This is a genomic window from Streptomyces sp. MZ04, from assembly GCF_004684775.1.
Lineage (GTDB): Bacteria > Actinomycetota > Actinomycetes > Streptomycetales > Streptomycetaceae > Streptomyces.
Window position 1 is genome coordinate 38,491 of the sequence record NZ_SRIC01000032.1, and the last position, 10,741, is coordinate 49,231.

14 protein-coding genes are annotated in these 10,741 nt (G+C 69.6%); 9 read left to right on the forward strand and 5 right to left on the reverse strand.

What is annotated here, in order from left to right:
• The first annotated feature begins 77 nt into the window (after positions 1-77).
• The 4 genes from leuC to E2651_RS10260 all read left to right on the forward strand — a co-directional run bounded on the left by leuC (position 78) and on the right by E2651_RS10260 (position 3,408).
• Positions 78-1,502, forward strand: a complete 1,425-nt coding sequence (leuC, locus tag E2651_RS10245; protein ID WP_135330738.1) for a 3-isopropylmalate dehydratase large subunit — start codon at positions 78-80, stop codon at positions 1,500-1,502.
• Between the two features lie 5 nt (positions 1,503-1,507).
• The gene (gene leuD / locus E2651_RS10250) at positions 1,508-2,101 is read left to right on the forward strand and encodes a 3-isopropylmalate dehydratase small subunit (RefSeq protein WP_135330739.1); all 594 of its coding nucleotides are present in this window, start codon (positions 1,508-1,510) and stop codon (positions 2,099-2,101) included.
• Positions 2,102-2,339: 238 nt separating this feature from the next.
• The gene (locus E2651_RS10255; protein ID WP_135330740.1) at positions 2,340-2,576 is read left to right on the forward strand and encodes a hypothetical protein; all 237 of its coding nucleotides are present in this window, start codon (positions 2,340-2,342) and stop codon (positions 2,574-2,576) included.
• A 172-nt stretch (positions 2,577-2,748) separates the two neighbouring features.
• Entirely contained in the window at positions 2,749-3,408 is a 660-nt protein-coding gene (locus E2651_RS10260) for an HU family DNA-binding protein (RefSeq protein WP_135330741.1), read from the forward strand.
• An 86-nt stretch (positions 3,409-3,494) separates the two neighbouring features.
• Here E2651_RS10260 and E2651_RS10265 read toward each other — a convergent pair whose 3' ends face one another.
• Both E2651_RS10265 and cofC read right to left on the reverse strand, forming a co-directional pair.
• Positions 3,495-3,698, reverse strand: coding sequence for a hypothetical protein (locus E2651_RS10265; protein WP_135330742.1), 204 nt, complete (start codon positions 3,696-3,698; stop codon positions 3,495-3,497).
• Positions 3,699-3,711: 13 nt separating this feature from the next.
• Positions 3,712-4,347, reverse strand: coding sequence for a 2-phospho-L-lactate guanylyltransferase (cofC, locus tag E2651_RS10270; RefSeq protein WP_135330743.1), 636 nt, complete (start codon positions 4,345-4,347; stop codon positions 3,712-3,714).
• A gap of 145 nt (positions 4,348-4,492) precedes the next feature.
• Here cofC and E2651_RS10275 point away from each other — a divergent pair, with 145 nt between their 5' ends.
• Genes E2651_RS10275 through E2651_RS10285 form a run of 3 tightly spaced genes read left to right on the forward strand, consistent with a single transcriptional unit; the run spans position 4,493 to position 7,495 of the window.
• A complete protein-coding gene (locus tag E2651_RS10275) occupies positions 4,493-5,272 on the forward strand; it encodes a lysophospholipid acyltransferase family protein (protein WP_135330744.1) in 780 nt (259 codons plus the stop codon).
• The gene (locus E2651_RS10280; protein ID WP_135330745.1) at positions 5,269-6,279 is read left to right on the forward strand and encodes an NAD(P)H-dependent glycerol-3-phosphate dehydrogenase; all 1,011 of its coding nucleotides are present in this window, start codon (positions 5,269-5,271) and stop codon (positions 6,277-6,279) included. The genes E2651_RS10275 and E2651_RS10280 overlap by 4 nt, the downstream gene beginning before the upstream one ends.
• A gap of 34 nt (positions 6,280-6,313) precedes the next feature.
• Positions 6,314-7,495: a D-alanine--D-alanine ligase family protein gene (locus E2651_RS10285; protein WP_135330746.1), complete on the forward strand. Its 1,182-nt coding sequence runs from the start codon at positions 6,314-6,316 to the stop codon at positions 7,493-7,495.
• Positions 7,496-7,507: 12 nt separating this feature from the next.
• On the opposite strand, the gene E2651_RS10290 is transcribed toward E2651_RS10285, so the two are convergent.
• On the reverse strand, positions 7,508-7,990 hold the full coding sequence (locus E2651_RS10290) for a DUF3515 domain-containing protein (RefSeq protein ID WP_135330754.1): 483 nt from the start codon (positions 7,988-7,990) through the stop codon (positions 7,508-7,510).
• Positions 7,991-8,016: 26 nt separating this feature from the next.
• Positions 8,017-8,250, reverse strand: a complete 234-nt coding sequence (locus E2651_RS10295) for an Lrp/AsnC ligand binding domain-containing protein (protein WP_016642988.1) — start codon at positions 8,248-8,250, stop codon at positions 8,017-8,019.
• Positions 8,251-8,459: 209 nt separating this feature from the next.
• Between E2651_RS10295 and E2651_RS10300 the strand changes: the two genes are divergently transcribed.
• Positions 8,460-9,425 carry a thiamine-phosphate kinase gene (locus E2651_RS10300; protein WP_135330747.1) on the forward strand — a complete coding sequence of 322 codons (966 nt, stop codon included), beginning with the start codon at positions 8,460-8,462 and terminating at the stop codon, positions 9,423-9,425.
• A gap of 2 nt (positions 9,426-9,427) precedes the next feature.
• Complete coding sequence (gene thiD, locus E2651_RS10305; RefSeq protein ID WP_135330748.1) at positions 9,428-10,231, forward strand: bifunctional hydroxymethylpyrimidine kinase/phosphomethylpyrimidine kinase; 804 nt, start codon at positions 9,428-9,430, stop codon at positions 10,229-10,231.
• Positions 10,232-10,350: 119 nt separating this feature from the next.
• On the opposite strand, the gene rpmB is transcribed toward thiD, so the two are convergent.
• On the reverse strand, positions 10,351-10,536 hold the full coding sequence (gene rpmB / locus E2651_RS10310; RefSeq protein WP_135330749.1) for a 50S ribosomal protein L28: 186 nt from the start codon (positions 10,534-10,536) through the stop codon (positions 10,351-10,353).
• Positions 10,537-10,741 lie beyond the last annotated feature (205 nt).

The following is a 10,741-nucleotide window of genomic DNA, read 5'->3' on the forward strand; positions in this document are numbered from 1 at the left end:
GCGGCACGAGGGGTACGGGCGTGGGCGAACAATTCTCTAGTTGGGCCGGCTCACGAACGCCGGTCGGAGGGAAAGCGATGGGTAGGACACTCGCGGAGAAGGTCTGGGACGACCACGTCGTCCGGCGCGCCGAAGGCGAGCCCGACCTCCTCTTCATCGATCTGCACCTGCTGCACGAGGTGACGAGCCCGCAGGCCTTCGACGGCCTCCGTCAGGCCGGCCGGCCGGTGCGGCGGCTCGACCTCACCATCGCGACCGAGGATCACAACACCCCGACCCTCGACATCGACAAGCCCATCGCGGACCCGGTCTCGCGCGCCCAGTTGGAGACGCTGCGCAAGAACTGCGCGGAGTTCGGCGTACGACTGCACTCCCTGGGCGACGTCGAGCAGGGCGTCGTCCACGTGGTGGGACCGCAGCTGGGCCTGACCCAGCCGGGCACCACCGTGGTCTGCGGCGACTCCCACACCTCCACGCACGGTGCCTTCGGCGCCCTGGCGTTCGGCATCGGCACCTCCCAGGTCGAGCACGTCCTGGCCACCCAGACGCTGCCGATGGCCCGCCCGAAGACCATGGCCATCACGGTCGACGGCGAGCTGCCCGATGGCGTCACCGCCAAGGACCTGATCCTCGCGATCATCGCCAAGATCGGCACCGGCGGCGGCCAGGGCTACGTCCTGGAGTACCGGGGCTCCGCCATCGAGCAGCTGTCGATGGAAGCCCGCATGACCATCTGCAACATGTCGATCGAGGCCGGTGCCCGCGCGGGCATGATCGCCCCCGACCGGACCACCTTCGACTACATCGAGGGCCGTGCCCACGCCCCGCAGGGCGCGGACTGGGACGCGGCGGTCGCGTACTGGAAGACCCTGAAGACGGACGAGGACGCGGTCTTCGACGCCGAGGTCTACATCGACGCGACCAAGCTCTCGCCGTTCGTCACCTGGGGCACCAACCCGGGCCAGGGCGCGCCGCTCTCCGCGCACGTCCCCGATCCTGCTTCGTACGAAGACGAGTCGGAGCGCAGCGCCGCCGAAAAGGCCCTGGAATACATGGGGTTGAGTGCGGGACAGGCACTGCGCGACATCAAGGTCGACACCGTCTTCGTAGGTTCCTGCACCAACGGCCGTATCGAGGACCTGCGGGCGGCCGCCTCCATCGTCGAGGGCCGCAAAGTCGCCGACGGCGTACGGATGCTGGTCGTCCCCGGCTCGGTCCGGGTCGCCCTGCAGGCCATGGACGAGGGCCTGGACAAGGTCTTCACCGCGGCGGGCGCCGAATGGCGGCACGCGGGCTGCTCGATGTGCCTGGGCATGAACCCCGACCAACTGGCCCCCGGCGAGCGCTCCGCGTCGACCTCCAACCGCAACTTCGAGGGCAGGCAGGGCAAGGGCGGCCGCACCCACCTGGTGTCGCCCCAGGTCGCCGCCGCCACCGCGGTGACGGGCCACCTGGCCTCGCCCGCCGACCTGTCCGACGCCCCCGCGACCGCCGGAGTCTGAGAGCCATGGAAGCATTCACCACGCACACCGGCCGGGCCGTCCCGCTGCGCCGCAGCAACGTCGACACCGACCAGATCATCCCCGCCCACTGGCTGAAGAAGGTCACCCGGGACGGGTTCGAGGACGGGCTCTTCGAGGCCTGGCGCAAGGACGGCGAGTTCGTCCTGAACAAGCCCGAACGGCAGGGCGCCACGGTCCTGGTCGCCGGACCCGACTTCGGAACGGGCTCCTCCCGCGAGCACGCCGTGTGGGCGCTGCAGAACTACGGCTTCAAGACCGTCATCTCCTCGCGCTTCGCCGACATCTTCCGCGGCAACTCGCTGAAGAACGGCCTGCTCACCGTCGTACTCGACCAGAAGGTCGTGGACGCGCTGTGGGCGCTGACCGAGCGCGACCCGCAGGCCGAGATCACCGTTGACCTGCAGGATCGCCAGGTCCGCGCGGAGGGCGTCACCGCCGACTTCGAGCTCGACGAGAACGCCCGCTGGCGGCTCCTGAACGGCCTGGACGACATCAGCATCACGCTGCAGAACGAGCCGGACATCGCCGCGTACGAGACCGGGCGCCCCTCGTACAAGCCGCGGACCGTGCAGGTCTGACACCTCCGCAACACCCTGATGTACCCCCAATCGTGGACGGTTGGGGGTACTTCTGTGTGCGCCTCCGGGAGGTGCCCGATGACCTGAACGGGTGGTCTCAACTCCCTTGACACGGAAGGCAGAAGAGGCTTGAAATCCCCTTGTACTCAGTCCGACGGGGTACCCTCAGGAGGGCGCCGGATGTGGGTAGTTACCCCCTGCGGAGGCGACAACTCGCCCCAGATGGCACAATCGGTGCATGGGACGTGACAGCCAACTCGAGCTCTACGGGCTTGTTGCGGACCAACTGAAGGAAGCGCACTCGAGAGTGCGTGCACTGCAAGTCCCGGAGGGCGTACGGATGGCGCTGACCCGGAAGCTGCTGGTCATTACGGCCGCGGCCAAACACGATCTCGCTGATGCGGCAAGGCGTCTGGAGCGATTGATGGAGTCCATCGACGAGGCTGACAAGGGCCGATTCCCCGAAGACACCTGAGCGGCAAGGCTCAACGGGCCTTCGAGGAGCCTTCGAGGAACTCATGGACTGTCCAGTTCGTTGCGGCACAAGGGTGATTAGCCCGTTTCGTGTTTGATTTGCGGTATATATCTGCCTAACGTGCGAAAAAGCCTGGCGAATACCGTCGGGCGATGTCTCCGAAGGGGAAGACGTGAACAAGGCGCAGCTCGTAGAAGCGATTGCCGACAAGGTGGGAGGCCGCCAGCAGGCCGCCGACGCCGTGGACGCGGTTCTGGACGCAGTCGTCCGTGCCGTGGTCAGCGGAGACCGCGTTTCGGTCACCGGCTTCGGCTCGTTCGAGAAGGTCGACCGTCCGGCTCGTTACGCCCGCAACCCGCAGACCGGGGAGCGCGTTCGGGTCAAGAAGACCTCGGTTCCGCGCTTCCGTGCGGGTCAGGGCTTCAAGGACCTGGTCAGCGGCTCGAAGAAGCTCCCGAAGCACGACGTCGCGGTCAAGAAGGCGCCCAAGGGCAGCCTGACCGGCGGTGCTTCGGCGACGGTCAAGAAGGCCGCGGCCAAGAAGGCCACCGCCAAGAAGGCGACGGCGAAGAAGGCCGCCACCGCCAAGAAGGCCACGGCCAAGAAGACGACGGCGAAGAAGGCCACGGCCAAGAAGACCACCGCCAAGAAGGCGGCGACGGCCAAGAAGGCCACGGCCAAGAAGACGACGGCGAAGAAGGCCGCGCCGGCGAAGAAGGCCACCGCCAAGAAGACCGCGCCGGCCAAGAAGGCCACCGCCAAGAAGGCGCCCGCGAAGAAGTCGACGGCGCGCAAGACCACCGCCAAGAAGGCGACCGCCCGCAAGAAGTAAGAGGCACGAGGGCACTCACGCGCCGGGCCGGGCTCCCCACAAGGAGCCCGGCCCGCGGCGTGTGGGGGGTCCGCTCGGAAGGTCTCTCAGAACGTGTAGAGCGTCACCAGGGTGACGCGCCGCTGCTCGCCCTCCCCCTCGACCTCGATCCGCACCCGCTGCCCGGGCCGCAGCAGCCGAAGGCCGCCGGCGTCGAACGCCGGGGGGTCGAAGGGCACCGGGGTGCCGTCGTCGAGCAGCACGCTGCCGCTGCGGGTCTCGGGGTCGTACGTGTACGCGGTCGCCTGCATGGAGGCAGCGTACTCAGTCGGCGATCAGCAGTCGGGCGGCGGCCGACGCGGTGCGCGGTCCGACGCCGAGCGCGAGCGCGGCCCGCAGATCGTCGCCGGTGTCCACGTCCTGGCGTACGGAATCGACGCCGGCGAGCGGGAGTTCCACCGCCCCCGAAGCCGAGTGGCGGGAACGGGACGCCGCGCCGAATGCGGGGCGCAATTCCGTTCCCGGTGCGGCGGACAGCAGTGTCGTCCCGATTCCTGCGGCATCCGGAAGGAATGCGCGGGGAAATAGCGCCGCACCGTCGAGGACCCGCGCCAATTCCGGGGGGCGCAGTGCGGGCAGATCGGCATTGAGCGCCGCGACGGCCGCCGCGGGCCGCTCGGCGCGCACGGCCGACGCCCCGTGCGCCAGGGCGGCGTTGAGGCCCCCCGCGGGCTCGTCCCGCACGATCCGGGCCCCCAGGGCCGCGAGCTCGCGCCCCGCGCGGCCGTCGGCCGTGACGACCACCACATCCCGCACCGCCGCACAGGCCGTCGCGGCGGCCACGGTGTCCTGGGCGAAGGCGAGGGCGAGCCCCGGGCGCAGCCGGTCGCCGGCCGTGTCGGCGAGCCTGCTCTTGGCGCGCACCAGAGGCTTCAGGGGTATGACCAGGGTCCACAGCAAGGGGGCGGCTCCGTCCTTCGCGTCGGGGCCATTGTCACCTGCTGGAGGGCTTCGTCATCAGGGCGGGCGTACGGTGTTCTCGACAGACAGACAGCCTGGGGCGACACTTGTGCGGCCGACCAGGTTCATGGAGGAAGGTGTCCGAGTGTCCCGCCGCAGAATCGGCTTCTGGTACCGCCTGGCGGCGGTCATCGCTAAACCGCCGCTGGTGGTTCTGTTCAAGCGGGACTGGCGTGGAATGGAACACATTCCGGCCGACGGCGGATTCATCACCGCCGTGAATCACAACTCGTATATCGACCCGCTCTCGTACGCGCACTTTCAGTACAACACCGGACGACTGCCGCGATTCCTGGCAAAGGACGGCCTTTTCAAGGACGGCTTCGTCGGCAAGGTCATGAAGGGCACGGGACAGATCCCGGTCTACCGCGAGACCACGAATGCGCTCGACGCCTTCCGTGCCGCGGTCGGCGCGATCGAGCGCGGCGAATGCGTCGCGTTCTACCCCGAAGGCACCCTCACCAGGGACCCCGAGATGTGGCCGATGACCGCCAAGTCCGGTGCCGCGCGGGTCGCTCTGGAGACCAAGTGCCCGGTGATCCCGGTCGCGCAGTGGGGCGCCAACCTCGCGCTTCCCCCGTACAGCAAGAACCTCAGCCTCTTTCCCCGCAAGAAGCTCCAGGTCCTGGCGGGCAAGCCGGTCGACCTCTCGCGCTTCTACGACCAGGAGCCCACCCCCGAGATCCTGCGGGAGGTGACCGAGACCATCATGGCCGCGGTCACCGAACTCCTGGAGGAGATCCGGGGGGAGAAGGCTCCCGAGACCCCCTACGACCCGCGCAAGGCGCGGCTCGCGCAACGACGCAAGGCGGCCGGCCGCCAAGGCCTGCCCGAACCCGAGAACACCCCGGAGGACAGCAAGTGACGAACCCCGTGAAGGCGGCCGTCTTCGGAACCGGCTCTTGGGGTACGGCCTTCGGCATGGTGCTCGCCGACGCGGGGTGCGACGTCACCCTGTGGGCCCGTCGCGCCGAACTGGCCGACGCCGTCAACTCCTCGCGCAGCAACCCCGACTACCTCCCCGGAGTCGAACTCCCGGCGAACCTGCGGGCGACCACCGACCCGGCCGAGGCCGCGGCCGACGCCGACTTCACCGTGCTCGCCGTGCCCTCGCAGACCCTGCGCGGCAACCTCGCCGAATGGGCGCCGCTGCTCGCCCCCGACACGGTGCTCGTCTCCCTCATGAAGGGCGTCGAACTCGGCTCCGCGATGCGGATGAGCGAGGTCATCGAGGACGTCACGAAGGTCGCCGCCGACCGCATCGCGGTCGTCACCGGGCCCAACCTCGCCCGCGAGATCGCCGCCAGGCAGCCCGCGGCCGCCGTGGTCGCCTGCCGCGACGAATCGATCGCGCAACGCCTCCAGGCGGCCTGCCACACCCCGTACTTCCGTCCGTACACGAACACCGACGTGGTGGGCTGCGAGCTCGGCGGCGCCGTCAAGAACGTGATCGGGCTCGCCGTCGGCATCGCCGACGGCATGGGCCTCGGCGACAACGCCAAGGGCTCGCTCATCACCCGCGGCCTCGCCGAGACCACCCGGCTCGGCCTGGCGATGGGCGCCGACCCGCTGACGTTCTCCGGACTCGCGGGCCTGGGCGACCTGGTGGCGACCTGCTCGTCGCCGCTCTCGCGCAACCACACCTTCGGCACCAACCTCGGCAAGGGCATGACCCTGGAGGAGACCATCGCGGTCACCAAGCAGACCGCCGAGGGCGTCAAGTCCTGTGAGTCGGTGCTGGATCTGGCCCGACGGCACGGCGTCGACATGCCGATCACGGAGACCGTCGTGGGCATCGTGCACGAGGGGACGCCGCCGGTCGTCGCCCTCAAGGAGCTGATGTCGCGCAGCGCCAAGGCCGAGCGCCGCTGAATCTCCTGAGACCAGCGGGTACGCTCAAGCCGATATGAGCAGCGAGAACCTCCCCCAGAGCCCCGAGCCGCGCCCCGAGCAGAGCTCTGAGCAGCCGCTCCGCAAGCCGCGTGTGGCCGTCGTCTTCGGCGGCCGCAGTTCGGAGCACGGCATCTCGGTCGTCACGGCGGGCGCCGTACTGCGGGCCATCGACCGGACCAAGTACGACGTCCTGCCCATCGGCATCACGACGGACGGCCGCTGGGCGCTGACCGCCGACGAGCCCGACCGGATGGCGATCACCGACCGCAAGGTCCCGAACGTCGCCGAGCTCGCCGAGTCGGCCGAGGGCGGCGTCGTCCTGCCCCTGGACCCCGGCAACCGCGAGGTCGTCTACAGCGAGCCCGGCTCCGTGCCCAAGGCGCTCGGCGAGGTCGACGTCGTCTTCCCGATGCTGCACGGTCCCTACGGAGAGGACGGCACCCTCCAGGGGCTCCTCGAGCTCTCCGGAGTGCCCTACGTGGGCGCCGGTGTGCTCGCCTCGGCCGTGGGCCAGGACAAGGAGTACATGAAGCGGGTCTTCATCTCCTTCGGCCTCCCCGTCGGCCCGTACCTGGTGATCCGGCCGCGCGAGTGGGACCGCGACGAGCAGGCCGCCCGCAAGAAGATCGCGGAGTTCGCCGGCGAGCACGGCTGGCCGCTCTTCATCAAGCCCGCGCGCGGCGGCTCCTCGATGGGCATCACGAAGGTCGACTCCTTCGAAGGCCTCGACGAGGCGATCGAGGAGGCCCGGCGCCACGACCCCAAGATCCTCGTCGAGTCGCTGCTCCGCGGCCGCGAGATCGAGTGCGGTGTCCTGGAGTTCGCGGACGGCCCGCGCGCGAGCGTGCCCGCCGAGATCCCGCCCGTGCAGTCGCACGACTACTACGACTTCGAGGCGAAGTACATCGACTCGACGCCCGGGATCGTGCCGGCCCCGCTGGCGCCCGAGCAGACCGCCGAGATCCAGCGGCTCGCGGTCGACGCCTTCGAGGCGACGTCCTGCGAGGGCCTGGTGCGCGCGGACTTCTTCCTCACCGAGGACGGGCAGTTCGTGATCAACGAGATCAATACGATGCCGGGCTTCACGCCCATCTCGATGTACCCGCAGATGTGGGAGGCGAGCGGCGTCAGCTACCCCGAGCTGGTGGACCGCCTCATCCAGGCGGCGCTGCACCGCTCGACGGGGCTGCGCTAGCCCCTGGCGGCGTTACGCGATCCCCTTGGGGACCGTCTTCTTCACGGGGGCGGCGAAGTCCGTCAGCGGGCTCACGCCGCCCCCCGCGCGTTCCTCGGGCAGGGCGACCTCCACGTACGCCTTGCGCAGTGTGGAGGTGAAGCGGAACGAGCCGTCGTCCTGCTCCTCGAGCAGCCAGTTGACGCCGTTCACGGTCACACCGTCCGCCTCGGCGTCGTTCATCTTCGGCGGCCGGGGGACACCGCAGCGCAGTATGATCGCCGGGTCTCCCCACCCGGCGGTCAGCACTGACGTGGGCTCGGGGTCGGCGCGCACCAGACCGTCCACCTTCTCCGGAAGCTGTTTGTCCAGGTTCCGGCAGATTTCGGCGACCTCGGTGTCCGGGGTGGGAACCGTGGCCTTCGCCGCTTCGTCTGCTTGGGAGCAGCCCGCGGTCGCGATCAGGAGTGCGAATGCGGGGCTCGAGACGAGGTAACGGCGCCGGCGACGGGAAATCTTCACCGGCCAAGGGTAGACGGGGGCTACAAGTGCACGACCGGGCAGGTCAGGGTCCGCGTGATGCCGTCCACTTGCTGGACTTTGGCGACCACCATGCGGCCGAGTTCGTCCACCGTGTCCGCCTGTGCGCGCACGATGACATCGTAGGGTCCGGTCACGTCCTCGGCCTGGATCACTCCTGGGATCTTGCCGATCAGCTCGGCGACGGTCGACGCCTTGCCGACCTCTGTTTGGATCAGGATGTACGCCTGTACCACGGAACCTCCAGGGCGGCCACGAGGATCATGTGGGGAGAAGGGACGCCACGGTACCGCGTCGCCGCTTCTCGCGGGGAGACCCGGGGGAGCTGTGGCGCGCACATCGCGGTGGACGGACAACCGAAGTTGACGGTCATCTCGACCGTACCTATGACAGTGACGGCTCGCGACCGCAAGCCGAGCAGCGTGAAAGGGCATGGTGAGTCCCGGTGAAGGGAACCGTCGGCGAGTTGGGGGAGTTCGGTCTCATCAGGGAACTCACCTCGCGGCTCACCTCCACCCCGGCCGTCCGGCTCGGTCCGGGCGATGACGCCGCCGTGGTGTCCGCCCCCGACCGCAGGGTCGTGGCGAGCACCGACATCCTCCTGGAGGGGCGGCACTTCCGCCGGGACTGGTCCACCGCGTACGACGTGGGCCGCAAGGCCGCCGCGCAGAATCTGGCCGATATCGCTGCCATGGGCGCCGTGCCGACGGCCCTGCTGCTCGGCCTCGTCGTCCCCGCCGAACTGCCCGCCAGCTGGCCCACCGAGCTGATGGACGGCCTGCGGGACGAGTGTCAGGTCGCGGGCGCGGCCGTCGTGGGCGGCGATGTCGTACGCGGCGACACGATCACCGTGGCGATCACGGCCCTCGGCGATCTGCGCAACCACGAGCCGGTCACCCGCGCGGGCGCACAGCCCGGCGATGTCGTCGCCGTCACGGGCTGGTTGGGCTGGTCCGCCGCCGGGCACGCGGTGCTCTCGCGCGGCTTCCGCTCGCCGCGCGCCTTCGTGGAGGCCCACCGCAGGCCCGAGCCGCCGTACCACGCGGGCCCCGCGGCCGCCGGGCTCGGCGCAACCTCCATGACGGACGTGAGCGACGGACTCATCGCCGACCTCGGCCACATCGCCGAGGCGAGCAAGGTACGCATCGACATCCGCTCCGGAGACGTCGACGTGCCCTCGCAGATGAACGACATCGGCCAGGCCGTCGGCGTCGACCCGCTCCAGTGGGTGCTCAACGGCGGCGAGGACCACGCGATCGTCGCGACGTTCCCCTCGGACGTGAAGCTGCCCGCCCGCTGGAAGGTCATCGGCGAGGTCCTCAACCCCTCGGCACTTCCGCAGGTGACCGTGGACGGCGCCCCGTGGACCAGCAAGGGCTGGGACCACTTCGGCGACAACCTCGAGGACTGAGCATGACGGTGCTTTCACGGCCCCCACGTGTCCTGACCGTCGCCGGCTCCGACTCCGGCGGCGGCGCGGGCATCCAGGCCGACCTGAAGACGATGCTGGCGCTCGGCACGCACGGCATGAGCGTCGTCACGGCCGTCACCGCGCAGAACTCCCTGGGCGTACAGGGCTTTTGGGAGCTGCCGGTGGAGGCGGTGCGGGCCCAGTACCGCAGCGTCGTCGACGACATCGGCGTACAGGCCGTGAAGACCGGCATGCTCGCCTCGGCCGAACTGGTCGAGGCGGTGGCCGAGTTGCTCGCGGGCACGGACGCCCCCGCGGTCGTCGACCCGGTCGGCGTCTCCAAGCACGGCGACTCGCTGCTCGCCGCGTCCGCGCTCGACTCGGTCCGCACGAAGCTGCTCCCGGTCGCCACGGTCGCCACCCCGAACCTCGACGAGGTCGCCCAACTGACGGGCATTCACGTCGAGTCGGAGGACGGGATGCGGCGGGCCGCGGCGGCGCTCCTCGCGTACGGCCCGAAGTGGGCGCTCATCAAGGGCGGCCATCTGCCGGGCGACGCGGTGGACCTGCTCACCGACGGCTCCGATGAGCACTGGCTGCGGGCGCCCCGCCACGACAACCGCCACACGCACGGCACCGGCTGCACCCTCGCCAGCGCGATCGCCTCGCACCTGGCGAAGGGGCTCGCCGTGCCGGATGCGGTGGCCGCGGCGAAGGAGTACGTCACCGGGGCGATCGCGGCCGGGTTCGCGCTCGGAGGCGGGATCGGGCCCGTGGATCACGGGTGGCGGTTCAGGGGGCAGTAGGTCCGTGTGGGCCTACGCATCCGGTGGGCCTACGCATCCGTGTGAGCATACGAAAGAGCCGGTCCCCCGAAGGGGACCGGCTCTTTCAGCAACCAGCTAGGTGGCCGCGCTTACTTGCGTCAGCGCGAGACCTTGCCGGCCTTGATGCACGAGGTGCAGGCGTTGAGCCGCTTCGGCGTCCCGCTGACCATGGCACGAACGCGCTGGATGTTCGGGTTCCAGCGACGGGACGTGCGGCGGTGAGAGTGCGAGATGTTGTTGCCGAAGCTCGGCCCCTTGCCGCAGACGTCGCAGTTGGCAGCCACGGGTCACTCCAAGACTTCAGATGCACTTACGGTTAAACCCGGCATGCCGGGATCAGTGCAATGATCGTGGGTGGCGTTGCCAGGAGGAATGGCCCGATGGGTATCGGGCAACCGGAGCAGCATACAACGACTGCTTCGGTAGAACGAAACTACCATGTCTCGCCCGGGCCCCGCCTCGGGCCCACCCCCGGCCCTGTCTCTTATA